The organism is Flavobacterium algoris (genome assembly GCF_048158525.1).
In the GTDB taxonomy this organism is placed as follows: domain Bacteria; phylum Bacteroidota; class Bacteroidia; order Flavobacteriales; family Flavobacteriaceae; genus Flavobacterium; species Flavobacterium algoris.
The window spans coordinates 1-15,504 of the sequence record NZ_JBLNKT010000047.1 but is presented as its reverse complement, the minus strand read 5'-3'; the positions used below and the strand labels follow the sequence as shown (position 1 = coordinate 15,504).

Annotated in this window: 16 protein-coding genes; 5 read left to right on the top strand and 11 right to left on the bottom strand. The window is 33.2% G+C overall.

What is annotated here, in order from left to right; all coding sequences use genetic code 11:
• Positions 1–170: 170 nt before the first annotated feature.
• The gene (locus tag ACM55I_RS15985; protein ID WP_039108700.1) at positions 171–548 is read right to left on the bottom strand and encodes a DUF3127 domain-containing protein; all 378 of its coding nucleotides are present in this window, start codon (positions 546–548) and stop codon (positions 171–173) included.
• A gap of 24 nt (positions 549–572) precedes the next feature.
• Positions 573–1,454 (bottom strand): flavin reductase family protein, encoded by an 882-nt coding sequence (locus ACM55I_RS15980; protein ID WP_416847833.1) that lies wholly within the window; start codon positions 1,452–1,454, stop codon positions 573–575.
• Positions 1,455–1,630: 176 nt separating this feature from the next.
• Between ACM55I_RS15980 and ACM55I_RS15975 the strand changes: the two genes are divergently transcribed.
• Complete coding sequence (locus ACM55I_RS15975) at positions 1,631–2,785, top strand: sensor histidine kinase (protein WP_416847832.1); 1,155 nt, start codon at positions 1,631–1,633, stop codon at positions 2,783–2,785.
• Here the strand turns inward: ACM55I_RS15975 and ACM55I_RS15970 are convergent.
• The 3 genes from ACM55I_RS15970 to greA all read right to left on the bottom strand — a co-directional run bounded on the left by ACM55I_RS15970 (position 2,777) and on the right by greA (position 4,986).
• Positions 2,777–3,949, bottom strand: a complete 1,173-nt coding sequence (locus ACM55I_RS15970) for a transglutaminase domain-containing protein (RefSeq protein ID WP_416847830.1) — start codon at positions 3,947–3,949, stop codon at positions 2,777–2,779. The genes ACM55I_RS15975 and ACM55I_RS15970 overlap by 9 nt on opposite strands.
• Before the next feature lie 92 nt (positions 3,950–4,041).
• Positions 4,042–4,434 carry an HIT family protein gene (locus tag ACM55I_RS15965; protein WP_416847829.1) on the bottom strand — a complete coding sequence of 131 codons (393 nt, stop codon included), beginning with the start codon at positions 4,432–4,434 and terminating at the stop codon, positions 4,042–4,044.
• Positions 4,435–4,509: 75 nt separating this feature from the next.
• Positions 4,510–4,986: a transcription elongation factor GreA gene (gene greA, locus ACM55I_RS15960; RefSeq protein WP_039108693.1), complete on the bottom strand. Its 477-nt coding sequence runs from the start codon at positions 4,984–4,986 to the stop codon at positions 4,510–4,512.
• Positions 4,987–5,149: 163 nt separating this feature from the next.
• Here greA and ACM55I_RS15955 point away from each other — a divergent pair, with 163 nt between their 5' ends.
• On the top strand, positions 5,150–5,569 hold the full coding sequence (locus ACM55I_RS15955; protein ID WP_416847828.1) for a Rieske (2Fe-2S) protein: 420 nt from the start codon (positions 5,150–5,152) through the stop codon (positions 5,567–5,569).
• A 58-nt stretch (positions 5,570–5,627) separates the two neighbouring features.
• Here ACM55I_RS15955 and ACM55I_RS15950 read toward each other — a convergent pair whose 3' ends face one another.
• The 6 genes from ACM55I_RS15950 to ACM55I_RS15925 all read right to left on the bottom strand — a co-directional run bounded on the left by ACM55I_RS15950 (position 5,628) and on the right by ACM55I_RS15925 (position 12,613).
• Positions 5,628–7,769 carry a TonB-dependent receptor gene (locus ACM55I_RS15950; RefSeq protein ID WP_416847827.1) on the bottom strand — a complete coding sequence of 714 codons (2,142 nt, stop codon included), beginning with the start codon at positions 7,767–7,769 and terminating at the stop codon, positions 5,628–5,630.
• A gap of 296 nt (positions 7,770–8,065) precedes the next feature.
• Positions 8,066–8,470 (bottom strand): alternative ribosome rescue aminoacyl-tRNA hydrolase ArfB, encoded by a 405-nt coding sequence (gene arfB / locus ACM55I_RS15945; protein WP_416847826.1) that lies wholly within the window; start codon positions 8,468–8,470, stop codon positions 8,066–8,068.
• Positions 8,471–8,472: 2 nt separating this feature from the next.
• Complete coding sequence (locus tag ACM55I_RS15940; RefSeq protein ID WP_416847825.1) at positions 8,473–10,599, bottom strand: DUF4301 family protein; 2,127 nt, start codon at positions 10,597–10,599, stop codon at positions 8,473–8,475.
• Positions 10,548–11,183 (bottom strand): nicotinamide riboside transporter PnuC, encoded by a 636-nt coding sequence (pnuC, locus tag ACM55I_RS15935; protein WP_416847824.1) that lies wholly within the window; start codon positions 11,181–11,183, stop codon positions 10,548–10,550. Before pnuC ends, ACM55I_RS15940 begins: the two co-directional genes overlap by 52 nt.
• A gap of 14 nt (positions 11,184–11,197) precedes the next feature.
• The gene (locus ACM55I_RS15930; protein ID WP_416847823.1) at positions 11,198–11,914 is read right to left on the bottom strand and encodes a phosphoglycerol geranylgeranyltransferase; all 717 of its coding nucleotides are present in this window, start codon (positions 11,912–11,914) and stop codon (positions 11,198–11,200) included.
• 54 nt (positions 11,915–11,968) lie between these two features.
• On the bottom strand, positions 11,969–12,613 hold the full coding sequence (locus tag ACM55I_RS15925; protein WP_416847822.1) for a 4'-phosphopantetheinyl transferase family protein: 645 nt from the start codon (positions 12,611–12,613) through the stop codon (positions 11,969–11,971).
• A gap of 252 nt (positions 12,614–12,865) precedes the next feature.
• On the opposite strand from ACM55I_RS15925, the gene ahcY reads away from it, so the two are divergent.
• The 3 genes from ahcY to ACM55I_RS15910 all read left to right on the top strand — a co-directional run bounded on the left by ahcY (position 12,866) and on the right by ACM55I_RS15910 (position 15,223).
• A complete protein-coding gene (ahcY, locus tag ACM55I_RS15920; protein ID WP_039108681.1) occupies positions 12,866–14,182 on the top strand; it encodes an adenosylhomocysteinase in 1,317 nt (438 codons plus the stop codon).
• Between the two features lie 359 nt (positions 14,183–14,541).
• Positions 14,542–14,880, top strand: a complete 339-nt coding sequence (locus ACM55I_RS15915; protein ID WP_416847821.1) for a DoxX family protein — start codon at positions 14,542–14,544, stop codon at positions 14,878–14,880.
• A gap of 7 nt (positions 14,881–14,887) precedes the next feature.
• Positions 14,888–15,223, top strand: coding sequence for a DoxX family protein (locus ACM55I_RS15910; RefSeq protein WP_416847820.1), 336 nt, complete (start codon positions 14,888–14,890; stop codon positions 15,221–15,223).
• The last annotated feature ends 281 nt before the right edge of the window (positions 15,224–15,504 follow it).

The following is a 15,504-nucleotide window of genomic DNA, read 5'->3' as shown; positions in this document are numbered from 1 at the left end:
CTCTAACAATTTGAAGCTTTAAAGACATACTGTAATCGCGTTGGGTGCGTTTTACATAATTTATGTTTTCTTCCATAACGATCTTTTTTGTGTATCGCTATTTCAGGACGGGACAAGGATATCAAAAAAAAAGCTTTGAAAATATTTCAAAGCTTTTTTTAAAATTTTATCTAAAAAGGTAAATCGTCTGCTTCTTCTTCGTTTAAGTTTGTTGCTGGTGCAAATGCTTCAGCAGCTGGCATAGGTGGCATTTGTGCAGAAGGAGCTTCAGCTTGAACTTTTCCTATTCTCCATCCTTGGATTGTATTGAAATAAACAGTTTCTCCCTGAGGATTTGTCCATTCTCTACCTCTTAAATTAATATCAATTTTTACAGCTTCACCTACTTGAAAACCGTTCAATAAGTCACATTTATCCTGAACAAACTGAACTAGAATATGTTGTGGATACTGCTCATCAGTTGTAACAACTACATCTCTTTTTTTGAAACCTCCAGATCCAACTTCTTTAGTTTGATCGATCATTTTAATTTTTCCTGTAACTTCCATCTTCTATGTTTTAATTGTTTTGCTCTATTTTTTTCTTTCAGCCAGAAGTACTTTCCATGCTGAAAACACATCATTACTATCTAAATATTTTTTAGCTTCTAAGTGTACTTTTATAGTATCATCGGAGCTTAAAACACCTTTCACAGCAAAATTCTGTTTTACAAATATACTAACTTCTTCCATTGTAGGCAAGGCTTCAATATTACCTAACATACCTAAATCATTTCCATTAAAAACAGTGCTTTCCTTTATAAAATTAGGGATTGCATCCACTCCTATTCCTAGTGTTGACAATGGTTTAGGTACTTCAAAAAGTCCTTGATTTGATCTGGAATACCAGTTACCGCCTAATCTTGAAACCAAATCTATTTTATATTGATCAATTGCTCCGTTTTCGTCCAAAATAGATTCGTCAATATGAATTCGCAACACTTCACAAAGAATCAGATTTCCTGCGCCTCCTTCACTTCCCAAAGGAATAATCTGAGTGACTTTACATTCAAATTGAACTGGCGATTCTTTAACCCTGAAAGGCTTTACAACTTCGGAAGGAATTGGCGTCAAACCTGATTTTATAAACTCATTTACTCCATCAGCATACTCTGTACTTGCCAGAGAAGTTTGTTGAACCATATCATAATTTACCACATTGATTACTACTTCCCGAGTTGCTTCGGCATTGATTAAAGTATGTTTAATCGAATTATCACGAACCCGTCTTGCTGGTGAAAAAATAAGTATTGGCGGATTAGCACTGAACACATTGAAAAAACTAAAAGGCGATACATTAGGGATTCCATTGACACCAATAGTACTTGCAAAAGCGATAGGTCTTGGTCCAACAGAGCTTTGCAAATAGCCTTGCAGCTTAGCTGTTTCAATACTTTTAGGATCAATACTAATCATATATTTTTAATTTGTCTTCGAAAGATACAAAAGTAGACAAATGAATCAAGTTTAAGAAGTAGTAATCAAGATTTAGAATAAAAAACAGGATATAATTTTTTGAAAAAAAATTCTTTAATTAAAACTAAAATACTAGAGCATTTATTTCGTTATATTTATAATTCAAAATTTAATTTATGCAGTTTTCTGAAAGAAGAAATACAACCCGTTGGATTATTATTTTTGCTTCCTTTTTAATAATTTCATTGATTCTTTGGAACACCTATACCTTTTTTCAAATCTTCAAAAATGAAGAACGATTAAAAATGAACCTTTGGGCAAAAGCACAAAAAACACTGATTAATGCCGACGAAAATACGGATGTAGAACTTCCACTTCAGATTTTCAGTAACAATACTTCCATTCCTATCATACTTACAGAAAAAGACAGCATTATAAATACGGTAAATATTGATGATGCCATTGTGAAAAATAAATCTAAGGCAAATGCATTTTTACACGATTTAAAAAATGAAAATGAGCCTATTGTTATTGAATATGTACCCGGAAAATTTCAAAATTTATATTATGGTAATTCCGCATTACTGAATAAACTAAAATACTATCCCGTTGCATTAGTGCTAATCATAGTGCTTTTTGGCGGCTTGGTTTATAACTTTTACAGAAGTACCAAAATGGCCACGCAAAACAAACTTTGGGCTGGAATGGCCAAAGAAACAGCGCACCAAATAGGAACTCCACTTTCATCCTTAATTGGCTGGGTTGAACTCCTGAAATCCGAAAATGTAGATGAAAGTACTACTTTCGAAATTGAAAAAGACATTGAGCGTCTACAAACTATAACAGATCGTTTTTCAAAAATAGGTTCGGAACCAAAATTAGAAAACAAAGATATTGTAGCGGAAACATTGCAGTCCTACGACTATTTGCAATCTCGATTTTCGAAACAAATTGAATTTTCTTTTAAAGCCTCAAAATCACCAATAATGGTATCGTTAAACCCTACATTACACAGCTGGACGATAGAAAATTTAGTAAAAAATGCTATCGACGCCATGAAAGGCAGAGGGAAATTAGCTTTAGAAATAGAGCAAGAAGGCGATTATGTAAAAATAAACATTATCGATTCCGGGGGCGGAATTCAGAAAAAACAATTCAAAACTATCTTTGAACCCGGTTTTACCACTAAAAAAAGGGGTTGGGGCTTAGGACTTTCTTTAACCAAAAGAATTGTGGAAGAATACCACAAAGGAACCATAAAAGTACTGGGTTCCGAAATAGGGAAAGGAACAACAATGCAAGTGAGTTTTAAAAAAAGTGATTTAGTTTAACGGAACTCCATACCAAGAAACCTTCGTAAACATCAATTTTCTGGCAAGTTTTGACTTACTCAAATATTCCTGAACGAACAACACATGTTCTTCGGTTTGTGCCAATACCTCATTGATGGATTTTTTAATCGAAGCCAAATTAGATGTATTCTCATTTCCAACGGCTCCAATATTATAAATAGCATCTTGGCATTTGACTAATTTCTCTTTTGGAGTTTGAATCATCCGGCTAATTTCATCGTCTGAAAAAGCAGGCTTGAACTTATTATTTCTGTAATGAACAAAATCGTTCAATAAGATGACTGCCTCATTAAAATTGGCGACTATTGAATTCAATTCTTCAATATTTGCATTATGTCGTAAATAAGCTAACTCTTTCTTTTTTCCTTCCAGACGCTCTAAAATCATGGCATTCAGCACCCCATTTTTTTCTATCCTTGTCGCAGACTCAAATAATTTATCCGTTTCAGGCAATTTATTATACTTTGCAATTTCGGTTTCAAAATCAAAAAATTTCTTCGATTTATTAATTTGAGTTGTAACCGCATAAAACTCATTATTTGTAATTGGATAATTTAGAAACTGCCACAAATAATCAAATGGAATATGGGAAGAGATTAATTTACTCGGTTCCGCTTTAAAATAATATTCATTCAATTTTTTGATAAATTTCCCATTATTGACATAACCTGAACCCCAAGTAGGGTCAAACAAATACCACTTATTATCAATTTTTGCAGCACACCAGGCATGAGCCAAGTTTGCCACTTTTCCATATTGCTTTGTGTACCCTTCTATTATGTATGATTGTATTCCTATTTTATTCGAAATATCATTAAAAACTTCAGCATAATGAATACAGACACCTTTCCTTGTTTTTAATGCTTTTATGATTCTGTCTTGGGGAGTTTCATTAAAATTCACAGCATACATATTAGCAACATCGTAGCTGATATTTGATGCCGTCCAATAAAAAACAGCCCTAATTTTATCCGCATCTGTTTTGAAATTAGCATTGATATAATTGGCAATCACCTCAGTTGAACTTGTAGAACTTGTAGAAATAGCAGCCATTTTCTTGTCAATCAAAGCATATCCAACATTGACTTGACCAAAACTTAAAAGGGATAAAAATAAAGAAAGTAGTATATAAATGTTTTTCATCTTACCGAGTAGACTCCTAAATTAAAAGGGAATAGATTTTCACCTATCCCCTTTCTAAACGAAAACCGTACCAATTTATTTTATTGGCGCAACTATTCTAAATTAGTTTGAATGCTTTTTGCCAAAGCTTCAAATTCTTCTTTTGAAAGAGATACTTTATTTTGAAAACGCATTTCATCCATTTCATTTAAAGGAATAAGATGAACGTGTGCATGGGGAACTTCTAGACCTATAACGGCCATTCCAATTCTTTTACAAGGAACTGTTTTCTCTAATGCAACTGCTATTTTTTTTGAGAACTGCATGAGTCCAATGTATAAATCATCTTCAATATCAAAAATCTTATCGATTTCCTGTTTTGGAACACAAAGCGTATGTCCTTTTGCATTTGGATTTAAATCCAAAAACGCCAAAAAATGTTCATCCTCTGCGATTTTATAACAAGGAATTTCTCCGTTTATGATTTTAGTAAAAATACTTGGCATTATGGAATTGATTAATTGGTTAATTGTTGAATCGGTCAATCGGTTAAACAATTAACCGACTAAACCTTTACCTATTTAGTCACGGGAAATTTCTAAAATCTCGAATTTCAAAACACCATTAGGAACCGTAATCTCAGCAAATTCACCAACTGATTTCCCAAGTAAACCTTTACCAATTGGGGAGGTTACAGAGATTTTTCCTGTTTTTAAATCCGCTTCACTTTCGGCAACCAACGTGTATTTCATTTCCATTCCATTGGTTTGGTTTTTGATTTTCACATTCGACAAAACCAATACTTTAGAAAGATCAAGGTGCGTTTCATCGATTAATCGGGCATTAGAATGTACTTCTTCCAGTTTAGCAATTCGCATTTCAAGCATTCCTTGTGCTTCTTTGGCTGCATCATATTCTGCATTTTCAGACAAATCACCTTTATCTCTTGCCTCAGCTATATCTGCAGATGCTTTTGGACGCATTACACTTTTCAAATAATCTAATTCTTCTCTTAACTTCTTTAATCCTTCCGCGGTGTAATAAGATACTGTGCTCATAATTTCGTCATTTATATAAATAGAAAAAATCCCATCAGGACGGGATTTCTTTCCACAAAGATACTATTAATTTTTTTAGCCTATAAATATATGTTAATCATATATAATTCAAAGTTAAATAAATTAAATTTGTTTCGCTAATTCTTTTAATATATTTTGAATAATGAAAAAACTGCTTTTGGTATCCCTGATTATTTCTTTTTTCTTAGGTTGCAGTGACAATGGTTTTAACAATAAAAACCCATACATCCCAAATTACGCTTTTACTTTAGATCTCAATATGAATTTGCCCGCTTACTCGATTCTACAATATCCAAGTAACGCGGTTTATTATTCTGGCGTGGGTGCCAAAGGGATATTTGTATTCAATACCGGAAGTGGCTATAATGCATTTGATGCTGCTTGTCCTAATCAAGCATTGAGTACCTGCTCTACTATGACCCTAAAGGGAATCAATGTTTTATGCTCTTGTGACAGTAAAGAATACAGCTTGTTTACGGGTCAAGCCCAAGGAGGCGCACAATATCCTTTAAAACAATATCGTGTGGAAGTTAATGGAAATGTCCTTCGAGTTTATAATTAAAACAAAAATCCTGACAGCTAAACTATCAGGATTTTTTGCTTTTATAACCAATAACAATCTAAAACTTCAGGGTTAATCCTGCCAAGAAGTTAATTCCCGCTTGTGGATAATAGTACGGATAAACATCCCACATATACCCATTGGAAACATATTTCTTATCTAAAACATTGTTTACTAAACCAGTCACAATAATTGATTTAAAAACTGATTTTGGTTTAATTTCGTAAGCAATATTCAAATCATTAACGAAGTAATCCGCCAATTTTGCCGCCGGTAATTCGATATTATTCATGTATTGTTTTCCTACAAATTTCTGCATCCAAGAAATCTGAAAGTTTTCTGTAGGTTTGTAAACCAAAATATTCCCAACAATAACTGATGGTGAATAAGCAATATCAGTAGTTCCGTAATGCTCTCCTTCAACTGCTAAATCAATGTTCTTATTCGCACTTAAAGTAAAATTAGGACGGATGATAAATTGTTTCGACACCGCAATTGTAGCATCAACTTCCAATCCTAAACGGTAACTTTTTTCGCTATTAGAACGAATTGGACTTCCTACATCATCTAATTTCCCAGTTAATATCAGCTGGTCTTTGTAGGCCATATAATACACATTCGAATTAAATTTCACTTTATCAGCAACATATCTCCAACCTAATTCAAAGTCATTCAACTTTTCTGGTTTAGCATTTCCGCCTTCATAATCCGTTCTGTTTGGCTCACGATTAGCTCTTGCATAGGAGAAGTACAGCTTACTATTAGCATTAATATCAAAATTCAATCCCGCCTTTGGGTTGAAAAAATTAAAGTTATCATTTACTGAACCTGTTTCTGGACTATCAGCTTTATAATGTACATTTCTAAGTTGTAAATCGCCAAATAAACTTATTCCTTCCGTTATTTGATAATTTGCTTTTGCAAAAACATTACCATCAGTTTTAGTTGCAAAATCATCATAATAATGATCTCCCAATTCACTCTGGGAAGCATATCTTGCCCATATTACTTTTCCAAAATGAGTCCCTTCATATTTATTATAACCACCTCCAAAAATGATATCCAGTTTTTCAGTTGCATAATTTGCAGAAAATGTAGTTCCGTAGAAATCATTATCCAACCATTTTTGACGAATTAAATCAGTTGTTGTTAAAACGCCTACTGGCTGTAATCCATAATCAGAAAAATCAGCATCTTCTTTATAATTTTCATAATATCCTTTTCCTTTAGTATAATGAAAAGCTAAATTCGTACTCCAATTACTGGATACTTTTTCGTTCCAATGCAATTGATAATGATCTTGTTGGTAATTATCCGTTTCGTTATTATAATATCTTGTATTACCTAACTCATCCGTAAAAATCCCGGCTGAATTAAACGTTCTGTCACTATTTAAAGTTGCTTCGTCAATTCCGTTCCAAGATTGATAGGTTTTTTCTTTTCCTCCAAAAGCCAACGCTTTAATCAAAGTAGTTTTCCCTACATAAGTTCCTTGAAGAAAATAGGATTTCAAGTCAGAAGCTCCTCTATCAACATAACCATCTGATTTTAATGCTGACAAACGCCCAGCAATTTCAAAATGGTCATTCATTAATCCCGTGCTGAATTTCACAGTATGTTTTTGAGTATTAAAACTTCCAAAAGAATTAGAAATTTCTCCCGTTGCTTTATCAGAATAGGAATCCGTCAACATGTTTAAGCTCGCTCCAAAAGCACCAGCTCCATTTGTTGAAGTTCCTACCCCGCGTTGCAATTGTAGACTCTCTACAGAAGAAGCAAAATCCGGCATATTTACCCAATAGGTTCCATGACTTTCAGAATCATTATAAGGAATTCCATTGATAGTGACATTTACTCTTGTCGCATCGCTACCACGAACACGAATTCCAGTGTATCCTACTCCATTTCCAGCATCAGAAGTAGTGACAACAGACGGTAAATAATTCATCAAAATAGGAATATCTTGTCCTAAGTTTCGGAACTTGAGTTCTTTTTTATCCAAATTACTAAAACTAACCGGAGTTTTTGAAGTAACACGAACTGCAGAAACCAAGACTTCATCGAGTTGGTTTACCTTGGTGGTGTCTTTGACCTGAGAAAAGGAATAAATAGATAATAGAGAAAAGATAACAGACATCAAAAATCTTGGATTTTGTGCCTTTGCGCCTTTGCGGCCAATAAAATAAAATAAAGTGTTCATCCGTAAAAAAATTACGAATAAAAGGGGGAATTATTCTTTTGTTAAATTAAAATGATTGTTTCCTATGACAAATGATAGTGTATACGCTATTTTTTAGTCATTTTTTCCCTTGACAACATTACTTGTCCAGGTTCTTTGGGTATAATCTCAGCTTTATTCTGAACTTGATTCAGAATCTGAAATAAATTCAGATTTTAAGCACCCCTTTGAGACGGTGCAAATTTAGAAAAGATTTTTATATTTTTATATTGTTTGACCTTTAGATTTTAAAAAATAATTGAGTCCAAAAACTAGAGCTAATTTAAATCTGGTTTTCTACGATTTTTCTTGACTTCAGAAATGTTTTTTTTATCTTTTATTCTCTTTCTAATAACTGATTTTGGGATTTTAGTGGGTTTACGTTCTTTGGGAACAAATAAGCCATTTTTGATTATTTCCAAAAATCGTTTGATTACAATTTCTTTGTTTTTAAGTTGACTTCGGTCTTCATCACAGTTCAAAATTAAAACTAAATCAGTTGTTAACCTTGAATACAATTTAGTTTCCAACAGCAATTTCTCCTCTTCAGTCAATGCTTGTGAGTTTTTCAAATCAAAAGTCAAGACCACTTTCGAGGAAACCTTGTTTACATTTTGTCCGCCGGCACCACTACTGCGAACAGCTTTAAAGCTTAACTCTGATATGATTTTTTCTTTTTCCAATTTTATTGCGGTTGGTGTGCTGATTTTAATAAATCATTTACACTTTTTACAGGATTAAAGGTAATTAAAGGTACCTGGACAAATATGGTAATCCAGTTTGCCATTCCACCATTCCATAAACCAGGTAATTCATATGATTTAACTGCTCTTCCAAAAGTAGTTTTCTCCACAATAAAACCACTATTATGATCTATAAATTGAGTCAAATTAAACTTCTCCTTTTTGTGATTTTTAATTCCACAAACTAAGTCTACAGGATTAAAATAAGTGGAAGCATTAAGAATATTTTTTTGATTTTCATCCGATAAATCAACTTGTGAGCTTTCTACAATTTGTAATGAAATAGTCCCTTCATTATCTTTTACCCAAAATGGTCCACCTCCAGCCTCTCCTTCATTTTTTACCATTCCACAAACTCGTATAGGCTTGTTTAAAAGAGATTTTATTTCAATTATTTTATTTTCAAAACTAAGTTTATAAAAATCGTATGGAATTCTAATGTTCAATTTTTCCTCCAAAAAAAGTAATATTTCATCAATAGATTCTTCTTGGATTTCTTTAGTATCGATTGCATGCAAATACTTAAAAATCTGTTCTTGCAATTCTATCAAGATTCCTGCTAATGCTTTTTTATACCTTGCAGTTTTTTCGATATTGTTTTGAATTACATTGTCAATATTTTTGATAAATACAATATCAGCATCTAGTTGATTTAAATTTCCTATCAAGGCACCATGACCTCCCGGTCTAAAAAACAATCTCCCATTTTCATCTCTAAATGGGTTGTTTTCAAAATCAACTGCAATGGTATCGGTATTCTTATTTTGATACGAATAGCTTACATTTATTGTTGTTTCTGATTTTCTTTCGGCTTCACTTTTAATGGCATTAATTATGGTTTCAAATTGACCCAAATGCGCTTCTGACATTGTAAAATGCATATTTGAAATGTTATTCGAACTTGCATAATAAATGCACTCATGAAGATGCTCCTCAACAGGGGTTACAATACGTTTTTGATATTTATGAAAAGGAAGCACTCCTTTAGGTTTATTGGCAAAATCAAAGAACTCTTTTGCTAAAAGCAATGCTATAAAATAATAATTTTTACTATCCTTGTCGAGAGATTCAAAATCAGAAAATTCTTTTCTTAATTTCTTATCAATTGCCTTAAAAAATGGAAATTTTTCTAAACCTACTATAAAAATAGACAACTCAGTATCTTTTTTCTTGTTTATATAGGCATTGATGCTTTCATTTTCAATATCAAAATCATTCAAAAAAGCAATCAAAAATTTAAACATTCTACTTGCCGCACCAGAAGCAGGAACAAATTTCTCCAGTTTAAAATTTGATTTGTTTTCATCAAAAAAAGTTGCCTTTTCTTGGAAATCACTTTCAGATACTTTTAAAATACCGTTTAATAAGGTTGCAGGTCCTACCAGATTACTCTTTGCAATTCCATTTCTGAAAAAACTCAATTGTTTTTTGATGTTTTCCAATGGAATTTCATTTTCATAAATTTGAACAAAATCAACAGAAGAAAAACCCATTTTCCTAGCTTCAGTCAAATCGTCAATGATAGAAATAGCTTTGTTTAATCGCAAATCCTTATCGCCGGAAAGAGTAATAAATGGTTTTTTATTATCAATTAAAGATTGTTTAAAAACTGCAAACACGGATTCTCTTTCTTCAGGACTGTCTCTTAGATCATCTTTTTCCCAGGGAACGTCAATATCAGTCAGGAAAAATAAATCATATTCATGGGCAAGAGCCACTTGGTCTAATAATGGATCACAATAGTCATAATATACTTCCGAAAACACCTTAGTCACCATTAGATTCGTATCGCAAAAAAGATATTCATTGGCTGACAATAACCGTTCGTTTTCTAGTTTTGTCTGACCATAAGCAATAGGCAGCATGTCTTCAACATTGCAAATATCTTGATTTTTATCCCATTTTTCTTGAAGATAGTCCCGTGCAAATTCAGGAACCCATTCCGTTTTGTAATATTCGGCGAGTTGTTTTGCTAATGTAGTTTTGCCTGTACTTTCTGGACCAAAAAGGGCAATTTTTATGATTTGTATAGTTCCAGTTTGCTGGAGCTGTCTAAGGTTTTCTTCCATTCTAAATAGCCATAAACGGCAACAATTGTAAATATTATATATTGAAAACTTGTAAAGGTAAAACCTTTTGCAAAATACAAAGGAATGGAAATGACATCTCCAATAATCCAAAATATCCAGTTCTCGATTTTCCTTTTGGCCATAAGCCACATTCCTATAAAGAAAATACCTGTTATAAAAGTATCAACATAAGCATACCAAGTAGTGAATTTATCAAAATAATGATAAACAGAAACCACAAATGCGACCGTAAATATAAAGATAATTATGGCAATTCGTTTTTCATGATTAGAAATTACTGAAATTGGGAATTCTACAGTGCCGCCTTTTTTCCTTGTCCAATGGTACCAACCATAAATACTCATTATGAAATAATAGCCATTAATCATCATATCACCCCATAAAGTCCATTTCCATAATAGGTAAACATAAATAAATGTACTTACCAGTCCTGTTGGGAAAACCAAAATATCATCCTTTTTTGCGTACCAAACACTAAATAAACCAAAAATTACTGCCACAATTTCCAGAACAATATCTAATGTTGAATATGTTGCATATTGAGAAAAAAAGTATTCTACCATTAGGCTATTTTAAATTATTCATTAAAAAAATTCAAGTCATTTTCAAAAGCGGTTCCTATGACTACCAAATCAGCACCTGCATCATACGCCTTTTGAATTCCTTGCAAATTTACAATTCCACCTCCAACAACTAATGGAATTTCAATATTTTGAGCTACTTTTTTAATCATTTCGAGAGGAACAGCTTGTTTTGCACCGCTTCCAGCTTCCAGATAAATCAATTTATTTCCTAACATCTCACCTGCTTGTGCGGTTTGAATTACATAATCAATATTATTCCGGTCTAATGGCTTGGTTTTACTAATGCGTCCAACAGCAGTTTCATTACCACTTTCGATTAAAATATAACCGGTAGAGATTACTTCTAAATCTGTTTGTTTCAAAATTGGAACTGCATTCACCTGATGTTCGATTAAATAATCGGGATTTCTTCCTGAGATAAGCGACAGGAATAAAATCGCATCTGCTTTATCTGAAATCTGAGATGGATTTCCAGGAAAAAGAACAATTGGCAAATCACAATTTTGTTTAATATGTACAATTAACTCCTCAAGAATAGTAGTTAGAACAAGGCTTCCGCCAATAAAAATATGTGTTGCTGGCGAATGATTGATTTTTGAAATTAAAAGATTGAGGTTTTCCAAAACCACTTTATCAGGATCCAGAAGAATGGCCAACAATTTTTGACTTTCGACTTTCGATTGGATGATTTCGTTATAAATATTTATCATTTTTTGGCAGTTGATGCGAATTTCACAGAGTTATAATGATTGTTTGACTGATTACTAATTTTCAAAAGCATAAACCAATGTGAAATTTTCTATTTCTTCAAAATGAATTTTGAAATCTTTGACCAGACTATCAAAGTGAAGTTCCGCAATAGTTCGTTTAACGTTTAATTCAAAAGCATTGACATTAATATGATCTTTGAAACTGATTCCTTTTTCGTTTCTGATTTTAAAAATGGCTTCTTTGGCGCCCCAAATCACGGTCAATTTCCTGATATATTCTTCCTTGTTTTCAGCCCTGAAGCTTCGGGATAAGAATTGAAATTCTGAGTCACAGAATTTATCTGCAATGCGGATGATTTTGTCTCTTTGTAATTCGATGTCGATTCCTACGGTTTCCTCACTAATGATTATTGCCGAAAAATTATGGGAATGTGTTATGGAAATGTGTTTCTCTCCATGGAGATGCGGTTTGCCAAATTCATCATAATACAAATCTAAATCCGTGTGGCCCGTTTCCTGTAATAACTTGCGAACACTGAGAAAGGCACGTTGGTGCATTTCTGATTTCATTCCGTCGAGGCGAATACAATTGCTATCGTTTAAGACCACCTGTTCTAATAATTCCACATAGGATTCAGTTACTTTCCAAACAAGAATTTGGGTAGTAGAATTGAAATTTATGTTTTTGAAAAGTGGCATCGTATTCAGGTTTTGTTTTTTAGCCCCGATAGCAGCGGCATCCTTTTTTCACGCTTTTTTGCGTGTAAAAAGATATAGCGAATAACGGGAAATAGCTCCAGAAACTGAAACAAGTTCAGCTTAAAGAAATTATTTAGTTAATGTTCAAAAGATTAGCGAATTAAACAATTCATAAATCTTTTAGAAAACAGTAAAATTCTAAAGTTATTACGTAAATTTGCAAAAAATTTTACAATTACAAATATACTATAAATGAGTACTACAACTATGCCTTTTGTGGCTTTCAAAGTTAAAGACATTTCTCTAGCGGCTTGGGGAAGAAAAGAAATTGAACTAGCAGAAGCTGAAATGCCAGGTTTAATGGCGCTTCGTGCTGAATACAAAAACGAACAACCGCTTGCTGGTGCTCGTATTGCAGGATGTTTGCACATGACAATCCAAACTGCGGTTTTGATTGAAACTTTAATCGCTCTTGGTGCTGAAGTGACTTGGAGTTCTTGTAACATTTTCTCTACTCAAGATCAGGCTGCTGCTGCGATTGCCGCTGCAGGAATTCAAGTTTATGCTTGGAAAGGTTTGAACGAAGTAGATTTTGACTGGTGTATTGAGCAAACATTATTCTTTGGTGAAGATAGAAAACCATTGAACATGATTCTTGATGACGGTGGAGATTTGACCAATATGGTTATTGACCGTTTCCCGGAATTGGTTGCTGGTATCAAAGGATTATCTGAAGAAACTACTACTGGAGTTCACAGATTGTACGAAAGAGTAAAAGCGGGAACATTGCCAATGCCTGCAATCAACGTTAATGACTCAGTTACTAAATCAAAATTTGATAACAAATACGGTTGTAAAGAATCTGCAGTTGATGCAGTTCGTCGTGCAACTGACTTGATGCTAGCTGGAAAAAGAGTAATCGTTTGTGGTTATGGTGATGTAGGTAAAGGAACTGCTGCTTCTTTTAGAGGTGCTGGTTCTATTGTTACCGTTACTGAAATTGACCCAATTTGTGCTTTACAAGCTGCAATGGACGGTTTTGAAGTGAAGAAATTAGACACGGTTATTGCAACTGCTGATATTATCATCACAACTACTGGAAATAAAGATATCGTTTTGGGAAGTCATTTCGAAAAAATGAAAGACAAAACTGTTGTTTGTAACATTGGACATTTTGACAATGAAATTGATATGGCTTGGTTGAACACGAACCACGGTGCATCAAAAATTGAAATCAAACCACAAGTTGACAAATATACTATCGCTGGAAAAGACATTCTTATCCTTGCTGAAGGTCGTTTAGTAAACCTTGGTTGTGCTACAGGTCACCCAAGTTTTGTAATGAGTAACTCCTTTACAAACCAAACATTGGCACAAATCGAATTATGGAAAAACAGCGCGGCATACAACAATGACGTGTACATGTTACCAAAACATTTAGATGAGAAAGTAGCAATGTTACACTTAGCTAAATTAGGTGTTGAATTAGAGACTTTACGTGTTGATCAAGCTGATTATATTGGCGTTCCAGTTGAAGGTCCATTCAAACCAGAATATTACAGATACTAGTCTGAAATTAGATTTTTAGATTATTGGATTTTTAGAACCCTTACAGCAATGTGAGGGTTTTTTATTTTTGGCCGTAACCTCCCTGAATCACTTTTTGTTATTAGCAAAACCCACCTCACAGATTCACCTCCATTTATTAGCACAAATCCAACTTTAATTTACTAATTATTACTTACACAGACCAAAGTTTAATTGACAGCACAATAAAAGCAACAGCCATTATTAATAAATTAACAACTGAATCATTATATTCTAAGTTTATGGTATATTTGAGTAAATTATTTCTTTTCAGAAAATTGAACCTACCGAAAAGACCTATTGATAAAACCGAAGAAAAGATCAACCTTAACTGAAAAACCATGAATACTTATTCCATTATTTCCCAACTTGTAATCGCATTGTCCGTAAGTTATGTTTGGATTTTTAGGCTTGCCAACATCGTTGCCGAATTTAAGCAATACGGCATATCGGATTTGACAAGAAATGCCGTTGGAGCCACAAAAATAGCCTTATCGACTTTGTTAATAACAGGAATTTGGTATCCTGAATTAGTATTTATACCGGCACTTTTAATGGCTTTTTTAATGGCAAGCGCACAATTTTTTCATTTTAAAGCAAAAAACCCTTGGTCTAAACATTTTCCATCTTTATTCCTTTTGGCATTATCCCTTTTTGTCGCAGTATGCGCTTACAAATAATTAAAATATGAATTTTTTAAATGTACTTATTTTCTTTTCGGCAGCCTCCTTTCTCATCTATGGAATCGCATATTTTGTTTCTACAAATATGAAAAATGAATTCAAACGCTTTGGTCTAGAAAAGTTTGGTCCCTTAACCGCTATTTTGGAATTGACAGGTGCTCTAGGGTTATTTATAGGCATCGAGAATCAAACCATTTTGATTCTCGCTTCAGGAGGCTTAGCTTTGTTGATGCTACTTGGCGTATGCGTAAGAATAAAGATGAAAGATTCTTTATTGGTTTCCCTACCGGCCTTTTTCTACTTTGTATTGAATCTCTATATTTTATACAGAACCTTATAATAAATCAATTCTAGGGTTCCCTTTTTATTTACAAACAACTGGCGTGTTTCATAAAACAGCAATGACCCCCATAGCATCTATCTAAATCAATATACAAATCCATTCAGATATCGAAAATTTGCAGTGTAAACCTCCAATATTAGTCACAATATCAATTTTTCATAAATTGTCTAGTCCTGAAAAAACGATACAGGATTAATAAAAAATAAAAGTACAATTTTTAAACAGTAGTAAGCTCCGGTTTACTACTGTTTTTTGTTTTATAGGTTCTCATTTTAATT

What these genes read in the sequence shown, in the direction of transcription:
- ACM55I_RS15930 (WP_416847823.1), bottom strand. Translation starts at nt 11,914, where the DNA reads ATGATAAATATTTATAACGAAATCATCCAATCGAAAGTCGAAAGTCAA.
- ACM55I_RS15915 (WP_416847821.1), top strand. Translation starts at nt 14,542, where the DNA reads ATGAATACTTATTCCATTATTTCCCAACTTGTAATCGCATTGTCCGTA.
- ACM55I_RS15985 (WP_039108700.1), bottom strand. Translation starts at nt 548, where the DNA reads ATGGAAGTTACAGGAAAAATTAAAATGATCGATCAAACTAAAGAAGTT.
- ACM55I_RS15980 (WP_416847833.1), bottom strand. Translation starts at nt 1,454, where the DNA reads ATGATTAGTATTGATCCTAAAAGTATTGAAACAGCTAAGCTGCAAGGC.
- ACM55I_RS15940 (WP_416847825.1), bottom strand. Translation starts at nt 10,599, where the DNA reads ATGGAAGAAAACCTTAGACAGCTCCAGCAAACTGGAACTATACAAATC.
- ACM55I_RS15975 (WP_416847832.1), top strand. Translation starts at nt 1,631, where the DNA reads ATGCAGTTTTCTGAAAGAAGAAATACAACCCGTTGGATTATTATTTTT.
- ACM55I_RS15955 (WP_416847828.1), top strand. Translation starts at nt 5,150, where the DNA reads ATGAAAAAACTGCTTTTGGTATCCCTGATTATTTCTTTTTTCTTAGGT.
- ACM55I_RS15950 (WP_416847827.1), bottom strand. Translation starts at nt 7,769, where the DNA reads ATGAACACTTTATTTTATTTTATTGGCCGCAAAGGCGCAAAGGCACAA.
- ACM55I_RS15965 (WP_416847829.1), bottom strand. Translation starts at nt 4,434, where the DNA reads ATGCCAAGTATTTTTACTAAAATCATAAACGGAGAAATTCCTTGTTAT.
- ACM55I_RS15925 (WP_416847822.1), bottom strand. Translation starts at nt 12,613, where the DNA reads ATGCCACTTTTCAAAAACATAAATTTCAATTCTACTACCCAAATTCTT.
- ACM55I_RS15970 (WP_416847830.1), bottom strand. Translation starts at nt 3,949, where the DNA reads ATGAAAAACATTTATATACTACTTTCTTTATTTTTATCCCTTTTAAGT.
- greA (WP_039108693.1), bottom strand. Translation starts at nt 4,986, where the DNA reads ATGAGCACAGTATCTTATTACACCGCGGAAGGATTAAAGAAGTTAAGA.
- ahcY (WP_039108681.1), top strand. Translation starts at nt 12,866, where the DNA reads ATGAGTACTACAACTATGCCTTTTGTGGCTTTCAAAGTTAAAGACATT.
- ACM55I_RS15910 (WP_416847820.1), top strand. Translation starts at nt 14,888, where the DNA reads ATGAATTTTTTAAATGTACTTATTTTCTTTTCGGCAGCCTCCTTTCTC.
- pnuC (WP_416847824.1), bottom strand. Translation starts at nt 11,183, where the DNA reads ATGGTAGAATACTTTTTTTCTCAATATGCAACATATTCAACATTAGAT.